The organism is Puribacter membranae, assembly GCF_055380425.1.
The window spans coordinates 1,616,161-1,632,757 of the sequence record NZ_AP040167.1; the positions used below are offsets into that span (position 1 = coordinate 1,616,161).

Annotated in this window: 16 protein-coding genes; 7 read left to right on the forward strand and 9 right to left on the reverse strand. The window is 57.3% G+C overall.

Features of this window, described 5'->3' with window-relative positions; genetic code table 11:
- The first annotated feature begins 207 nt into the window (after positions 1-207).
- From yihA to gshB, 3 genes are all read left to right on the forward strand, one after another.
- Positions 208-864, forward strand: a complete 657-nt coding sequence (gene yihA / locus ACZ41M_RS07805; protein WP_464731702.1) for a ribosome biogenesis GTP-binding protein YihA/YsxC — start codon at positions 208-210, stop codon at positions 862-864.
- Positions 865-995: 131 nt separating this feature from the next.
- Positions 996-2,285, forward strand: coding sequence for a glutamate--cysteine ligase (gshA, locus tag ACZ41M_RS07810; RefSeq protein WP_464731701.1), 1,290 nt, complete (start codon positions 996-998; stop codon positions 2,283-2,285).
- Positions 2,286-2,367: 82 nt separating this feature from the next.
- Positions 2,368-3,312: a glutathione synthase gene (gshB, locus tag ACZ41M_RS07815; protein ID WP_464731700.1), complete on the forward strand. Its 945-nt coding sequence runs from the start codon at positions 2,368-2,370 to the stop codon at positions 3,310-3,312.
- A 38-nt stretch (positions 3,313-3,350) separates the two neighbouring features.
- Here gshB and ACZ41M_RS07820 read toward each other — a convergent pair whose 3' ends face one another.
- Genes ACZ41M_RS07820 through hutU form a run of 6 tightly spaced genes read right to left on the reverse strand, consistent with a single transcriptional unit; the run spans position 3,351 to position 9,799 of the window.
- Positions 3,351-3,770 (reverse strand): DUF6691 family protein, encoded by a 420-nt coding sequence (locus ACZ41M_RS07820; protein ID WP_464731699.1) that lies wholly within the window; start codon positions 3,768-3,770, stop codon positions 3,351-3,353.
- Positions 3,770-4,234, reverse strand: a complete 465-nt coding sequence (locus tag ACZ41M_RS07825) for a YeeE/YedE family protein (RefSeq protein ID WP_464731698.1) — start codon at positions 4,232-4,234, stop codon at positions 3,770-3,772. Before ACZ41M_RS07825 ends, ACZ41M_RS07820 begins: the two co-directional genes overlap by 1 nt.
- Positions 4,235-4,292: 58 nt before the next feature.
- Positions 4,293-5,519: an imidazolonepropionase gene (gene hutI, locus ACZ41M_RS07830; RefSeq protein ID WP_464731697.1), complete on the reverse strand. Its 1,227-nt coding sequence runs from the start codon at positions 5,517-5,519 to the stop codon at positions 4,293-4,295.
- Positions 5,512-6,477 (reverse strand): formimidoylglutamase, encoded by a 966-nt coding sequence (gene hutG / locus ACZ41M_RS07835; protein WP_464731696.1) that lies wholly within the window; start codon positions 6,475-6,477, stop codon positions 5,512-5,514. Before hutG ends, hutI begins: the two co-directional genes overlap by 8 nt.
- 48 nt (positions 6,478-6,525) lie before the next feature.
- Entirely contained in the window at positions 6,526-8,085 is a 1,560-nt protein-coding gene (hutH, locus tag ACZ41M_RS07840; protein ID WP_464731695.1) for a histidine ammonia-lyase, read from the reverse strand.
- Positions 8,086-8,104: 19 nt separating this feature from the next.
- Positions 8,105-9,799, reverse strand: a complete 1,695-nt coding sequence (gene hutU / locus ACZ41M_RS07845) for a urocanate hydratase (RefSeq protein ID WP_464731694.1) — start codon at positions 9,797-9,799, stop codon at positions 8,105-8,107.
- A 190-nt stretch (positions 9,800-9,989) separates the two neighbouring features.
- Between hutU and hutC the strand changes: the two genes are divergently transcribed.
- Entirely contained in the window at positions 9,990-10,697 is a 708-nt protein-coding gene (gene hutC / locus ACZ41M_RS07850) for a histidine utilization repressor (RefSeq protein ID WP_464731693.1), read from the forward strand.
- A 20-nt stretch (positions 10,698-10,717) separates the two neighbouring features.
- On the opposite strand, the gene ACZ41M_RS07855 is transcribed toward hutC, so the two are convergent.
- The 3 genes from ACZ41M_RS07855 to ACZ41M_RS07865 are packed head-to-tail and all read right to left on the reverse strand — an operon-like array spanning position 10,718 to position 13,040.
- Positions 10,718-11,602: a 1,4-dihydroxy-2-naphthoate polyprenyltransferase gene (locus ACZ41M_RS07855; RefSeq protein WP_464731692.1), complete on the reverse strand. Its 885-nt coding sequence runs from the start codon at positions 11,600-11,602 to the stop codon at positions 10,718-10,720.
- Between the two features lie 46 nt (positions 11,603-11,648).
- Positions 11,649-12,212 carry a YqiA/YcfP family alpha/beta fold hydrolase gene (locus tag ACZ41M_RS07860; RefSeq protein ID WP_464731691.1) on the reverse strand — a complete coding sequence of 188 codons (564 nt, stop codon included), beginning with the start codon at positions 12,210-12,212 and terminating at the stop codon, positions 11,649-11,651.
- A gap of 36 nt (positions 12,213-12,248) precedes the next feature.
- Complete coding sequence (locus ACZ41M_RS07865; protein WP_464731690.1) at positions 12,249-13,040, reverse strand: FadR/GntR family transcriptional regulator; 792 nt, start codon at positions 13,038-13,040, stop codon at positions 12,249-12,251.
- 372 nt (positions 13,041-13,412) lie between these two features.
- On the opposite strand from ACZ41M_RS07865, the gene ACZ41M_RS07870 reads away from it, so the two are divergent.
- The 3 genes from ACZ41M_RS07870 to ACZ41M_RS07880 are packed head-to-tail and all read left to right on the forward strand — an operon-like array spanning position 13,413 to position 16,401.
- Positions 13,413-14,213 carry a (Fe-S)-binding protein gene (locus tag ACZ41M_RS07870; protein WP_464731689.1) on the forward strand — a complete coding sequence of 267 codons (801 nt, stop codon included), beginning with the start codon at positions 13,413-13,415 and terminating at the stop codon, positions 14,211-14,213.
- A complete protein-coding gene (locus ACZ41M_RS07875; protein WP_464731688.1) occupies positions 14,210-14,947 on the forward strand; it encodes a LutC/YkgG family protein in 738 nt (245 codons plus the stop codon). The genes ACZ41M_RS07870 and ACZ41M_RS07875 overlap by 4 nt, the downstream gene beginning before the upstream one ends.
- Positions 14,944-16,401 (forward strand): LutB/LldF family L-lactate oxidation iron-sulfur protein, encoded by a 1,458-nt coding sequence (locus ACZ41M_RS07880; RefSeq protein ID WP_464731687.1) that lies wholly within the window; start codon positions 14,944-14,946, stop codon positions 16,399-16,401. Before ACZ41M_RS07875 ends, ACZ41M_RS07880 begins: the two co-directional genes overlap by 4 nt.
- Positions 16,402-16,597 lie beyond the last annotated feature (196 nt).

A 16,597-nucleotide genomic window follows, 5' to 3' on the forward strand; every position in this document is an offset into this window, starting at 1 on the left:
GAGGCTGAATCAAATCAAGGTCAATTTTGGATGATTTGGGACAAACGCCGCGACCATCCGCCACGATTTATACAAAATTGCCGTTTTGCTCATTTGGCATTGTACAATAGAGCCGCCAAGAAACCAACAAATATCCTTAATTCTTACATGGATACTGGCTACATTGCGCAGCGTTGCCACCCATTTCCATTATCTGAAAGTTTTTTCATGTCGATTTTGCACCACAGTCAGTTTTTTACCACAGTAAATCACTATCAGGATTTACCGAGCGAGCCCTATCCTGAGGTGGCCTTCGCGGGACGCTCGAATGCGGGTAAATCCAGCGCCATCAATGTGCTGTGCAATCAAAAGCGTCTGGCGTTTTCGAGCAACACACCGGGCAGAACCCAGCACATTAACTATTTCACCGTGGGGCGTCGAGGTGAGACCTACGGCTATTTGGTCGATTTGCCTGGCTACGGTTATGCGCAAACACCGCTGTCGGTGAAGGAACATTGGAACCGCCTGCTGTCCAAATATTTGCAGGAACGCGATCAGCTCAAAGGCTTAGTTCTGATGGTGGACATCCGTCGCGGGCTGACGGAATTGGACGTGCAAATGGTACAATGGTTCGTGCCGTTGGCTCGACCGATTCATGTGCTATTGACCAAATGCGACAAATTGACGCGCAACGATGCGAACAAAACGTTGTTTGCCGTGCGCAAACAGTTGCAGGAGTTAGCTGGCGACTGGGGTACGGTGCAACTGTTCTCCTCAACCAACCGAGTGGGACTGGAGCAAGCGGGTGAAATCATTGGACAATGGATCATGCAAGCGCGACCGGAATCCAACACGACCGAATCGGGGCGCACCGAGCCAAACTGACATACAGTCGCATTGATTCAGCCGTTCTTAAAGCACTCTTGAGTTTAGAAAAATCGCCCCAATGTGAAGCACAAACCAAACATCAAATCAATTAAACTCATACCTCACTATACTATCCCTTAGGACAAATCATGGTTCCTCATCTCCGCACCGCTCTGAACGGCCCGCTTTTTGAACTCGAAAAATTGCTCTTGGACGCCACTCCGATGATTGAGCGCTGGTTCCGCTTGGAATGGCAGGAGCACACACCACCGTTTTACAGCTCGGTGGACGTGCGCAACGCAGGTTTTAAAGCGGCGCCGGTGGACACCAATTTATTCCCGGGCGGCTTTAACAATCTGGCCGAAGAAATGTTCCCGCTGGCCACACAAGCGGCCATGGCGGCGATTGAAAAATACTGTCCTGACGCGAAAAACCTGCTGATCATCCCCGAAAAGCACACGCGCAACCAGTTCTACCTGCAAAACGTCGCGCAACTGTCCAAAATCATGCGCCTGACCGGCCTGAATGTGCGCCTTGGCTCGCTTTCACCTGAGATTACCGAGCCAACCACACTGGAATTGGCCAACGGCGACACCCTCACGCTGGAACCACTGGAGCGCAATGGTCGTCGCCTGACCGTGGGCAACGGCTCGTTCGACCCCTGCACGATTTTGCTCAACAACGACCTGTCCAGCGGCCAACCGCTGATCCTCGAAAACATTCGTGAACAACACCTCCTACCGCCGTTACACGCAGGCTGGACCGTGCGTCGCAAATCCACGCACTTCACCGCCTACGATGAAGTGGCGAAAAAATTCGGCAAATTCCTCGGCATTGATCCATGGCTGATCAACGCCTACCACACCAGCCTCAAAGGCGTGGATTTCCACGAGCGCGTGGGTGAAGATGAGTTGGCGAGCGCCGTCGAAGCCACATTGAAAAAAATCACCAAAAAATATAAGGAATACGGCATCAAGGACGACCCGTTCGTCATCGTCAAAGCCGACGCCGGCACCTACGGCATGGGCATCATGACCGTGCGCAGTCCCGATGATATTCGCGCGCTCAACCGCAAACAACGCAACAAAATGGCGGTCATCAAAGAAGGTTTGGAAGTACAAGACATCCTGATTCAAGAAGGCGTACCGACGATCGAGCGCTGGGAAGGTCACATGGCCGAGCCGGTGGTATACATGATCGATCGCTACGTCGTCGGTGGCTTTTACCGCGTCAATTCGGAAAAAGGTCACGACGAAAACCTCAACTCATCCGGCATGCGTTTTGAGCCGCTGTCCTTCATTCCCGAGTACGAGCACGACCCAGAAGACAGCAACACCCTGTACAACCGCTTTTACCAAGCAGGCGTGGTCGGGCGACTGGCCATGCTCGCCGCTTCATTAGAGTTAGAGCGCACCGACCCGGAACGCGAAGAAGTCTAACCCCCTATCCCTCAAAGCCCCTCGCCCACTGGCGGGAGAGGGGTTAGGGAAAAGGCAAACAACCGAATCCGAGTGAAATACCATGGACATCCTCTTTATCGCCGACCCGCTGAGTCAATTCAAAATCCACAAAGAAACCACCTACGCAATGATGCGCAGTGCGCAAGCGCGCGGACACCGGATTTGGACGTGTTTGGCCAATGACTTACGCTCGGATGGCGCGGTACGCGCACACGCCCAACGCATCGAATTGATCGAACCGGCCTCGCAAACACATTGGCATAACGTCATGGAGCAAAGCGAGCAAGCCTTGTCCGAATACGACGCCGTCATCATGCGCAAAGACCCTCCGTTTGACGTCAACTACGTCACCGACACGTGGCTACTGGATGCCGCCGTGCGCCAAGGCGCCCGAGTATTTAACTCGCCCTCAGCAATTCGCAACCACTCTGAAAAAGTCTCGATCTTAGAATTTCCCGAGCTCACCGCGCCGACGCTGATCGCCAGCGACAAAACCAGCTTCCAACGCTTTCATGCCGAGCATCACGACATCATCCTCAAACCACTGGACGGCATGGGCGGCGCAGGCGTGTTTCGCGTGACCGAAAACGGCATGAACCTCGGCTCGGTGGTTGAAGTGCTCAGTGAAAACGGCGCACGCCCAATCATGGGGCAAAAATTCCTACCCGAAATCGCGCAAGGCGACAAACGCATCCTCATCATCGGCGGGCAAATCGTACCGCACGCGCTCGCGCGCATCCCACAAAACGGCGAAGTGCGCGGCAATATGGCCGCCGGAGGCAAAGCCATCGCGCAAGCCATGTCTGAGTCCGACTGGCGCATCGCACAAACCCTCGCCCCGATTCTGTGGCAACGCGGGATTTTATTGGCCGGCTTGGATGTGATTGGCGACTGCCTGACCGAAATCAACGTCACCAGCCCGACCGGGTTCCAAGAGATTTACAACCAAACAGGGTTTGATGTGGCAGGATTGTTTATTGAGACGTTGGAGCACGCGGTTAAATAACGCTTCACGCCAAGCACATCTGATAAAAAACAATCAACTTAATCTCGTGCGCTTGATGCCTGCGCCCACCAGCCGTGCACACCCGCGCCGATAAAAATCGCCGCCAGCACCACCAGCATACGCCAGTTACCCGTCCCTAAGCCCGCGAACGCAGGCGCAGGACACACGCCGCAAATTCCCCAACCGAGGCCGAACAGCACGCCGCCGAGCGCCGTTTGGCGGGTCAATTGAAAGGGACGCGACTCAAACGCATCGCCCGACAAGGAGGCTGCACGCCAACGCGGTACGAGTTGAAACACCAGCAGATTCACGCCAACGGCCACACCCAAGACCAGCAACAACCCCAAATCCTGAAACGTCAAAAACGCCAGCACAGTTTCAGGCCGAATCATGCTCGAATACGCCAAGCCAAAACCAAACAGCACGCCACTCGCCAGCGTCCAAAGCACCTTCATCATCACACCACCCCCAAAGCATTCATCAGAAGCGCGGTCACAATCGCCGTACTCAAAAATACCGCCACCATCCACATGGAGCCAACGGACAACGAAGCCATGCCGCAAATCCCATGGCCCGAGGTACAACCACCGCCCAAACGCGCGCCAAAACCGATGAGCAATCCGCCCACCGCCAGTCGCCACGTCGCAATGTCCGAGCCCTCCACCGGCAGACCGGCGAGCACGTACACAACGCCGCCCAGCAGCATACCGAGCGCATAGATCGCCCGCCAGTTGCGCGAATCGCGTAATGATGATTGTTGGAAAAACGGTAGCCGTGAGAACCACGACCACGTTGCACTGAACACGGTACTTGCGCCACCGAGCCGACCGGTGGTGACGAACAGCACCGCCACGCCTACACCGATGGCCAAACCACCGACGAGGTATCGTTCAAAACCATAGGGGAAAAATTCGTGCCACATACGCTACGCACCTCAAAGAAACAAAGGAGCGCAGGCTATCACACTTTCGCGAGGGCAATCAATCCACAGCGTGCACCTGCCCGCCACACACCGTAGCGACGCAAGGATTCAGCCCCATGGCGTAACTCAAATCCGCCGGACGCGCGATGTCCCACAGCGCAAAATCCGCCGCATAACCAACCGCCAATTGCCCAACCGAGTCCTGCAACCCCAACGCGCGAGCCGCATGACACGTCACCCCCGCGAGCGCCTCCTGCGGCGTTAGGCGAAACAGCGTACACGCCATATTCATCGCCAGCAAAATTGAAGTCAGCGGCGAGGTACCCGGATTACAGTCGGTCGACACCGCCATCGGCACGCCCGCCGCACGCAGCGCCGCAATCGGCGGCAACTGCGTTTCACGCAGAAAATAAAACGCACCGGGCAACAGCACCGCCACCGTACCCGCCTGCGCCATCGCCGCCACGCCCACCTCACTCAAATACTCCAAATGATCGGCAGACAAACCACCGCAGCGCGCGACCAACTCAGCGCCACCCTGATCGGACAACTGCTCGGCGTGCAGCTTCACCGGCAAACCCTGCGCTTGCGCTGCGGCAAACACCCGCTCGGTTTGCGCGGCTGAAAAACCGATGCGCTCGCAAAATGCATCGACCGCATCCACCAAACCCATGCGCGCCAACGCCGGCAACATCTCCTCCACGATATGCGTCACATACGCATCCGAATCACCCTCAAACTCCAATGGCACCGCATGCGCACCCAAAAAAGTCGTGCGCACACGCACACCATAATCCATGCCCAGACGACGCGCCACGCGCAGCATTTTGGCCTCATCCGCCAGCGTCAAGCCGTAACCTGATTTGATTTCCAACGTGGTCACACCTTCACTGAGCAAACGTCGCACACGCGGTACACTCTCCGCATACAGTTGCGCTTCACTCGCCGCTCGCGTCGCGCGCACCGTCGCACGAATGCCGCCGCCTTGACGCGCGATTTCCTCATACGCCACGCCGTTAAGCCGCGCTTCAAACTCATCGCTGCGACTGCCCGCATACACAATGTGCGTGTGACAGTCGATCAAGCCGGGCGTGATCCACGCGCCTTGAGCATCGTGCACCGTCTGCGCGCGCCAACCGACAGGCAAATCCGCCTGCGCGCCCACCCACGCAATGGCACCGTCACGCACCGCGAGCGCACCGTGTTCAATCGCACCATAATCAGCGCCGACCATCGTCGCCAAATGCGCGTTCAGCCAAATCGCATCCCACTGTGCTTCACTCATCTTTTTTCTCCAGCCGTGAAACCATGCGTGCCGCCAGACGTGCCACCACTCTCGCCGTATGTCCGTCCACATCAAATTCGGGGTTGAATTCGGCCAAATCCGCCACGCGCAATTTCCCCGAAGCACACACGCGATCCGCCACCGCCTCGACCACCGCGAGCGGCACGCCCAGCGCCGACGGCGCGCTCACACCGGGCGCAACCGCAGCGGGCAAAACATCCAAATCAATGGTTAAATAAATCGCATCCAGCGGCGCGATAAACGCCTCCACCTGCGCCAAAATCTCTGGCAAATGGCGCTCCTGCATCTGCTCATCCAATCGCCAATTCGCGCCCAACGCACCCGCCCGTTCAAACAGCGCCGCCGTATTCGCAAACTCGCTCACGCCCAAGCACAGGTAGTGAAACGCCCAGCCGCGCCGCGCGCACTCGTTCGCAATTTGTAAAAACGGCGTGCCGGACGAAGCGCGCTCATCACGCCGCAAATCAAAATGCGCGTCCAAATTGATGATGCCAATATTCGGCGCACGCTCAGCGTTGCGACTCAAATGCTCGGCCAAACCGCCAAAACTGGCGTAGGCAATTTCGTGTCCGCCACCCAAGCCGATGGGGAAAACGCCTTGAGCCAACAGCGCCGCCATGCGCGCTGAAAACTCAGCTTGCGCCAACTCCAGCTCATCGCCGATGCACCGCACATCGCCCGCATCCCACAACGCACCCGCCTGACCGGACACCGGAATATTCGCCAGAAATCGCCGAATCTGCGTCGGTGCAGCGCGTGCGCCGATGCGCCCGTGGTTGCGCTGTACACCCGCGTCACACGCAAACCCCAGCAACGCCACGCCGCCACGGCTGTGTTCATCCGCCAACGCGATGCGCTGATGCCAGCGCGCGCCCAGCTCGCCTTCGAGCGCATCCACGCGCCCCTGCCACACCGAGCGATCCACTGCCTGATTCATGCCTGCTCCTTTGTCATTCACTGAGCCATTCGATGCGCCGACGTTCAATTACGCCGACACCACGTCCGCAAATAATTCCGCACAATGCGCCACCAAGCCACCATACAGCACCAGTCCTTTGGCCGCCTCAATGTCCGGCGCGAACAATCGGTCTTCGCCATAGCGCGTCACCTGCGTGCGCAACAATTCGTGTGCCTGCTCCAAGCACGCCGAACTGCGCAGCGGGCGATGAAAATCAATACCCTGCGCCGCCGCGAGCAACTCGATGCCGACGATAGTCGCGGTGTTGTGCGCCATCTCGTGCAAACGCCGTCCGGCGAAAGTCGCCATGCTCACGTGATCCTCTTGATTGGCCGAGGTGGGCAAGCTGTCCACGCTCGCCGGATGCGCCAGCGATTTATTCTCCGAAGCCAACGCCGCAGCGGTGACATGCGCGATCATAAAGCCCGAGTTCACACCCGGATTATCCACCAAAAATGCCGGCAAACCCGACAAAGTCGCGTCAATCAACAGCGCCACACGACGCTCGGACAGCGCACCGATTTCCGCAATCGCCAAGGCCAAATTATCCGCTGCGAACGCCACTGGCTCGGCGTGGAAATTACCACCGGACAAAACATGTACGTCCTCTTGCTCACGGAAAATCAGCGGGTTATCGGTCACGGCGTTCGCCTCGATCAACAGCGTGCGCGCGGCGTTGTGAATCAAGTCCAAACACGCGCCCATCACCTGCGGTTGGCAACGCAAGCTGTACGGGTCTTGCACACGATCATCTTCCACCTCATGCGAGCGGCGAATTTCACTGTCGGTGAGCAAACGGCGATACAGCCGCGCGCTGGCGATTTGCCCCGCTTGTCCGCGCACCTCGTGAATACGCGGGTCAAACGGCGCGTCGCTGCCTTTGGCCGCATCAATCGCCATTGCGCCGACCACCACGCCCGCTTGATACAGGCGTTCAGCCATGAACAAGCCCTGCAACGCGAGCGCGGTCGAGACCTGCGTGCCGTTAATCAGCGCCAAGCCTTCTTTCGCCGCCAGCACCACCGGCGCGATGCCCGCTTGCGCCAGTGCGGTTTTCGCATCGACCAGCGCACCGTTTACAAACACCTGTCCTTCGCCCATGATCGCCAGCGTCATGTGCGACAGCGGCGCGAGATCGCCCGACGCACCGACCGAGCCTTTGGCTGGAATCAGCGGCGTGATGCCCGCGTTAAAAACGGCGATCATGCTGTCGATCACTTCCGCGCGAATGCCGGAGTAGCCGCGCGCGAGGCTGGCGATTTTCATTAGTAAAATCAATCGCACCACCTCAGGCGAAAGCGCCTCACCCGTTCCGACGGAATGCGACAAAATCAAATTGCGCTGCAACTGCATCAACTGCTCGGACGGAATGCGTTTTTTCGCCAACAAACCAAAACCGGTGTTGATGCCGTAGGCTGCCGCATCGCGTGATAAAACCTGCTCAATCGCCTGCGCCGAGGCATGGATCGCATCGTAGGCCTCATCGGCCAAGCGAATGTGCATCGGCTGCTGCCATACTTGGCGCAGCTCGGCCAAAGTCATGCGCCCCGGTTGGATAATGAGTGTGTTTGCTGTGTGTTGGGTCATCGTTAATATCCTCTTTTAATTATTTGATCATGGGCAAATTCAAACCGTTGCGCTGTGCGCAGGCAATCGCGCTGTCGTAGCCCGCGTCAGCATGACGCATCACACCCGAGCCGCAGTCATTGACCAGCACGCGCGCCAAACGCTGCGCCGCCGCATCCGTACCATCGGCGACAATCACCACGCCGGAGTGCTGCGAGTAGCCCATGCCGACGCCGCCGCCATGATGCAGCGACACCCACGTCGCGCCGCCTGCCGTATTCAGTAACGCGTTGAGCAATGGCCAGTCGGACACCGCGTCCGTGCCATCCTTCATGCTTTCGGTTTCGCGGTTCGGCGAGGCGACCGAGCCGGTATCCAGATGGTCGCGACCAATCACAATCGGCGCTTTCAGCTCTCCGTTTTTCACCATTTCATTGAATGCCAAACCGGCGATGTGGCGTTCACCCAAACCGAGCCAGCAAATGCGCGCCGGTAGTCCTTGAAACGCGATGCGCTCTTTCGCCATGTCCAGCCAGTGATGCACGGATTTATTTTCAGGGAATAGCTCTTTGATCTTCGCATCGGTTTTGTAAATATCCTCGGGATCGCCCGACAGCGCCACCCAGCGGAACGGCCCTTTGCCCTCACAAAACAGCGGACGAATATAGGCGGGAACGAAACCGGGGAAGTCAAACGCATTGCGCACGCCTTGATCGAAGGCGACTTGGCGAATGTTGTTGCCATAGTCCACGGTCGGAATGCCCATCGCGTGAAAAGCCAGCATGGCTTGCACGTGCTGCGCGCACGATTGCGCCGCCTGCTCGCTCAGGCGCGCGTGTTGTGTGTGATCGGCTTGTGCCGCTTTCCACTGTTCGACCGTCCAGCCGACCGGCAGATAACCGTTGATCAAATCATGCGCCGAGGTTTGGTCGGTGACCAAATCGGGCTTGATGCCGCCCTGCTGTGCGCGTTTGACCAACTCGGGCAAAATCTCCGCCGCATTGCCAAGCAAGCCAATGGACACCGCTTCGCCGCGCTCACAGTGATGTTTAACCAGCGCCAGAGCGTCGTCCAAATCCTTCGCCTGTTTATCGAGATACCGCGTGCGCAGGCGAAAATCAATGCTGCTTTGTTGGCACTCGATGTTCAACGACACCGCGCCCGCGAGCGTCGCCGCCAGCGGCTGTGCGCCACCCATACCGCCCAAACCGGCGGTCAAAATCCAACGCCCCGTCCAGTCGCTGCCAAAATGCTGACGCCCCGCCTCGACAAAGGTCTCATACGTACCCTGCACAATGCCCTGCGAGCCAATGTAAATCCAGCTACCGGCGGTCATTTGGCCGTACATGAACAGTCCCTTGCGATCCAGTTCGTTAAAATGTTCCCAATTCGCCCATTTCGGCACGAGGTTCGAGTTCGCCAGCAGCACGCGCGGCGCATCGGTATGGGTTTTGAACACACCGACCGGTTTGCCCGACTGCACCAACAGCGTTTCATCCTCATTCAGATTTTTCAGCGTCGCCAAAATCGCGTCATAGCACGCCCAGTCGCGCGCCGCACGACCGATGCCGCCGTACACCACCAAATGCTGCGGATTCTCCGCGACTTCGGCGTCCAAATTATTTTGAATCATGCGGTATGCCGCTTCGGTCAGCCAGTTTTTACAGTTCAGCTCCGTACCGCGCGGGGCGCGAATCACGCGCGTGGTGTCCAAACGGGGATCGTGTATGCTCATGGTGTGCTCCTGATTTTTATGGGGTGTTATGGGGCATATCCACGATGGTGAAGATCATGTCCTCGCATCGCGAAAATTTGTATAGACAACTTTAATTAGGTTTGAATCAGATGTCAATACTTATTTCTGCACCCGATGAAGCAATTTTGTACAATGCGAATATGAAACGAACCCACACCGCAGAACCCATATGACGCAAGAGCCCCACATTCCCGCCTTTCAGCGCATCAAAAATCTCATCCTCGAATCCATCCAAACCGGCGTGTGGAAACAGGGACAAGCCATTCCATCTGAGCTCGCACTGGCCAAACAATTCGGCGTCTCACGCATGACCGTGAACCGCGCCATGCGCGAGCTGACGCAGGAGCAAGTGCTCACGCGCGTGCAAGGCTCCGGCACCTTTGTCGCACAACAAAAATACCAAACCACGCTGGTCGAGATCAACAGTATCGCCAAAGAAATCCGTGCGCGCGGCCATGCGCACCGCAGTGAATTATTTTTACTGGAAAAAAGCAAAGCGAGTGAAGCGCTCGCCGCTGAGTTCGGCGTCGCAGCGAACACCTATTTGTATCACTCGGTGATGCTGCATTTTGAAAACAACGAACCGATTCAGGTCGAAGAGCGCTGGGTCAATCCGAGCGTCGCCCCCGAATACCTGCAACAGGATTTTTCACGCACCACACCCAATGAATATTTATTAGAAAATGTGCCGCTACAATCCGGCGAATACACCGTCGAAGCCCTGCCCGCACCGGAGGCCATCGCCGAGATGCTGCACATCAAAAAGCACGAAGCGTGCTTGGTGTTGCAACGCAAAACCCTGTCCATGAACCAAGTCGCCACACTGGTGACCATGTGGCACCCAGGTGCGCGCTATCAGTTTTCGGGGAAAATTTAGTGGCGGAATGGTAGCGCTGATCACGGGAACAGCAGCGCCCCCATCAACAATACCGCAAAAACCCATTGCAACTGGGCGGTCGCCGCGAGCAGCGCATTAAATGCCACCCCTTGCGCCGCACAAAACCGTCGATAGAGCGCAACGGCCAGTACGCCCGCGATCACGGGCCATGTCATCCGCCAAGCGAGATTCGTTTGCACGGCGAACCACGGCAGCAATACAAACGGCAGCAGCAGCTCAAGCGCATACACTGTATTCATCGCCGAGCGCCCCAAACGCACGGCGAGTGTGCGTTTTTGCACCACCGCATCGGTCGGAATATCGCGCGTATTGTTCACCGTGATGACCGCGGCGGCAAACGAGCCGAGCATGACACCGGCGAGTAGCGCCGCAAGCGACAGCGAAAAAGTCTGTAAATAATACGTCCCGCCCACGGCTGCCACGCCAAAAAACATCAGCACAAACAATTCGCCCAGCAGTGAATACGCGATCGGCCAACGCCCACCGGTATACGCCCAGCCGGAGATCAACGAGGCAATACCAATCAATAAAATCGGCCAGCCGCCCCACGCCACGAGCGCCGCCCCCATCAGCAATGCCAGCGCAAACGCCGCGCGTGCACCGCGTCGCACGGCACGCGCCGACAGCCACGCCTGCGCGGTTGCGCGCGGCGGGCCGAGACGCTCGGCAGTGTCTGCGCCGCGCTCAAAATCACCGACATCGTTGTACAAATTCGTACCGATTTGAATCAACATAGCCGCCAACAACGCTGCCAGCGCCGGCCACCACAACAGATGGCCTTGCTCAAAATAAGCCAAAGCCGTTCCGAATACAACCGGTACGGCACAAACCGATAGCGTTTTGGGCCGTATCGCCAGCCACCAAGCCGTGCATGGTTTCATCATCTTTTTATATCACAAAGTGAGCGCTGCACATCGAAGAACGCCCGTATCATTCACCCTGTACAAACCGCATTAACTCATCCAAATGCCCGCCAAAATCACTCATGGCGTGATCACCCTCGGGCACAATGATCTGTCGCGCAGCGATCAAATGACGGCGCATCTGTTCCGGGTCGAGCACTTCGTCGGCCAGCCCGATCAAAGCAAGGAAGCGCTCAGGATGCGTTAACGTCGGCGTGTAGTACGGTTTGAGTTGATCAACGTAATGACCGTTGACCTCTAAATCCAGCTCGTCTATCTCATAGCGCTCATGATTCTTGGACTCTTCCATATCGACCCACGGCGTAATCGCGGGATTGATCAGCCCGCAGCGCAAGCCATATTTTTCAGCCAAGTACAGCGCGTAAAATCCGCCGAGCGAGGAGCCGCACACGGCGGTGATGGCGTGCTGTGCAATCAGTTGTTCACACAGTTGAATCGATTCGAGCGGTGAAATCGGCAACTGCGGCATGATCGGCGCATTCAGGCCATTCTTTTGACAATACTGCGCCACCGTCAGCGCTTTATCCGACTGTGGTGACGAACGAAATCCGTGCAAATATAGTAAACGCACACGCCCTCCTTTGATCTTGTGATGGTTGCATGATGATTATTTGCCCGAGCGCAATTTTTTGACTCGGTCTTTGTGCGCCAGTGCTTGCGCGCGCGATTCGCGGGCGCTGTGCGCACGCGCCTGACGCAGGGTGGATTCGACATAGGCGATGTGCGCCTGCGCCTGCGCCGTAGCACGTGCCGCGTCACGCGCGGCGATGGCGTCATAGATGGCTTGATGCTGCGTACGCAATTTCTGCTTGTCGCCGCCCGCGCTGAACATATTGGCCAGATTTTTCTGCGTATGGCGGTGCAACATGGTCAGCAGGCTGTTGGACAGATGGCTAAATAGGACGTTGTGGCTCGCTTCGGCAATGGCTTGGTGAAAGCCGACATCGGCTTCGGATTGCTGCTCCAGATTGTGCGTCTGCGCCGCCACATCCATCTGCTCCAAACACGAGCGAATGCGTTCCAAATCGGTTTCGGTCGCGCGCTCGGCAGCCAGCCCCGACATCATGCTCTCGAATGCACGGCGAAATTCGAGTACGTCAAATTCCATGTAGTCGTGGCGCGAGAGCAGGCTTTGCCACAGCGATAAAAAGTCCGAGTGCAATCGCTCGGATACATAATGTCCGCCGCCGTGCCGCGTTTCAATCAGGTTGCGCGCGGCCAATGTACTCAGCGCGCCACGCACGCTCGGGCGTGAGACACCGTAGTCCTCAGCCATCTGTCGCTCGGACGGCAAACGTTCGCCGACCGCGTACACGCCGTCTAAAATGAGTTGCTCCAAACTCTGCGCGAGCTGCTCAGAGAGTTTGCTGGAGTGAATCCGAGGGGTTTGGGAAGCCATACGATGCCGACGCCTTTATCAATATATTTCGACACTGCCACACAACAATCATGCGGATATGTTGCAGCGCACACTTTATCGCTCATTATAGTTTTTCGCAGCGCGGGTATAAAGCCTTAAATGCTGCAAATACGCCTTCCACGCAGAGACACCACACCCGCATGCACATAATTTCACTCAAATAGGGAGAGAATAGTTGACCAATTGGGTAAAAATCTTGTACATTATCGCTCACGCTTTTTAATTGGTATGACCAATTTACCATAAAATACAAAATCATTCTGCATGAATCACCGTGTCACGTGTCGCGCCGTTTCGTTTCACCGCCCACGATGAACCCATGCACCGACGAAGCGATGATAGGAGACCACCATGCGCATGGACATCAATGCCACTGCTGCACCGTCAGTAACACCTGCGACACCTGTAGCACCGCCGAGCGATGTGTACCTGTTCGGCACTTGCGTGTTGGATATTTTCATGCCCGAAGCGGGCATGGACGCGATCACCCTGCTTGAAACGCAAGGCATCCGCGTGCATTATCCGCAGGCGCAAAGCTGCTGCGGCCAACCGGCCTACACCTCGGGGCATCCGCAAGAGGCGTTTGAGGTCGCGCGCCAGCAATTATCCCTGTTTGGGCAACCGTGGCCGATCATCGTGCCATCCGGCTCGTGCGGCGGCATGATGAAGCACCACTGGCCGACCTTGTTTGCCGATAGCGAATATGCCGGCGCCGCCAACGATATTGCCAGCCGCGTGGTCGAATTCTCCCAATTTTTATTGCACACGTTAAATTATCAACCTCAGGACAAGGGCACGCCGATCAACGTCGCCGTACACACCAGTTGCACTGCGCGTCGTGAAATGGGCGTGCATGAATCCAGTTGGGCGCTGGTTGAGCGCCTCGCCAATGTCACCCGCGTGGTGCACGACCACGAATCCGAATGCTGCGGTTTCGGCGGCACCTTCTCGATGAAACACCCGAATATCTCCGGCGCGATGGTCAGCGATAAAGTCGCCGCGCTCAAGGCCACGCAAGCGACCGAAATCATCAGCGCAGACGCAGGCTGTATGCTCAACATCGGCGGCAAAATCGCCAAAGACGAGCCGAACATGCCGCGACCGAAGCATTTGGCAACGTTTTTACTCGAACGCACGGGAGGCAAAGCATGAGCACTCCTTTTGACCTCAAACGCACATCGCAAACCGCGCGCGAACGCATTTTTGCCAAACTGAACGCCTCGCAGCGCGCGCCGATGCCGGAGCCGGATACCGCCGCTTACTACGCACAAGCCACACCGAAATGGTCGAATGAGATTGACCGACTGAAGCACTGGGCGCGCACCATGCGCCGCTTCAACACGCAGATTCATTGGGTCAATGCAGACAATTGGACAGAAGCCTTGTGTGCGGTGGTGCGCGACAAGCAGATTGGCAACATCCTATTGCCGATGAACACCGCTCATGGCCAAGCGGCGCATCAAGCCTTGGCTCAACACGCGCCCGAAATCCAATCCTGCGGTTTTGAACGTCCGATTGAGGATTGGAAAGACGAATTGTTTGATCGGGTTGACGCGGGCTTCACCAATATTTGCGCCGGCATTGCCCAGACCGGCACGCTGCTGCTGTGGCCGGATGCGCAGCAACCGCGCAGCATGAGCTTGGTGCCGCCGATCCACATTGCGCTGTTTGACACCACGACGCTGCACGATGATTTTTTCAGCGCGATGCAGTCGCTGAGACTGGCGCACAACACGCCGAGCAATCTGGTGTTGATCTCCAGCCCATCCAAAACCTCGGACATTCAGTTGACCTTGGCCTTTGGCGCACACGGACCGCGCGATTTGGTGGTGCTGGCGCAATTGCCCGCGCATATTGCGCTGGCCGACGTGGAGGAAGCCGCATGAAAACGCAGACGATTCATTTTCACCCCAAAGCGCACCCCAAAAGCGAAACCTTCAAAGCCAACGCCTCCGACGCACTGGCCGATGCGCCGCTGCGCAAAAGTCTGCGAACGGCGATGGACGGCCTGATGGCTAAGCGCAAATCCGTCCTGTCCGACGAGCACGAACTGCAAACCCTGCGCGATTTGTGCGAACACATCCGCCAGCGTTCACTGGCGCAATTGCCCGAGCTGCTCACACAGTTGGAAACGAACCTGACACGTTTGGGCGTGCAGGTGCATTGGGCGGAAACCACCGAACAGGCCTGCGCCATCATCCATCAAATCATGTTGGATAAAAACAGCACCTTGATGGTCAAAGGCAAATCGATGGTCAGCGAGGAAATCGAGCTAAACCACTATCTCGCCGAACGCGACATCGAGGCCATCGAGAGTGATATGGGCGAATACATCGTGCAAATGGCGGGCGAAAAACCGACGCACATCGTCATGCCCGCGATTCACAAAACCAAGGAGCAGATCAGCACGCTGTTTCACGAACACCTGCACACCACCGAGACGCACGATGTGGACGAGTTGATCCAAATCGGTCGTCACGCGCTACGCAGTGTTTATCGTCGTGCGGACGTGGGGCTGTCAGGTGTGAATTTCGCCGTCGCCGAGACCGGCACGCTGTGTTTGGTTGAAAACGAAGGCAATGGCCGCCTGTGCACCACCGTGCCACCCGTGCATATTGCGATCACAGGCATTGAAAAAGTCGTGGCGAAACTCTCCGACGTCGTGCCGCTGTACAGCCTGCTCACGCGCAGCGCGGTCGGCTTGGACATCACCACCTATTTCAACCTCATCACCGGCCCGCGTCGCTCGGGCGAGCTGGACGGCCCGCAGGAAATGCACTTGGTGCTGCTGGACAATGGCCGCACGCAAGCCTACGCCGACGAGCAAATGCGCAAAACCTTGCAATGCATTCGCTGCGGCGCGTGCATGAACCACTGCCCCGTGTACAGCCGCATCGGCGGCGCGGCCTACGGCACAACTTACCCAGGGCCGATCGGCGAAATTATTTCACCGCACATGATGGGATTGGAGGCGACCCGCGATCTGCCAACCGCCTCCAGTCTGTGCGGCGCGTGTGCCGAGGTCTGTCCCGTGCGCATCCCGATTCCGGAGCTGTTGATTCGCCTGCGTACCGAGGCGCAACGCGCGCCCGACGAGGTGGTTGAGCACGCCGTGCGTGGCCAAGGCGCATCGCACACATTGAGCGAGCAGATGGCTTGGCGCGCCTTCACAGGGATTTTCGCGCACAGCAAACGCTACAAACTGTTCAGTTGGGCCGCGACCCGTTTTCGCGCCCTCACGCCGAGCCAAAAGGCATGGGCGCAAAACCACACGCCGCTCAAACCAGCGGCAAAAACCTTGCACCAACTGATGGCTGAGCGCGAGCGACAGAATCCATAAATGCGCATCCGCACCAGCCAACCGAATTGACGGGGGTGTGTCGTGGCGAATCACATAGGGCAGACGACCCAAATCACACACACCACGGCACGCCCCGTTCAATCTGCGTCGTTGTTCATCGCATTTCGCACCGACGGCGTAGTCACACAACACCTAAACAGCAGTCTTGGCAGTACCACCGCAGTTATAGGTGAAT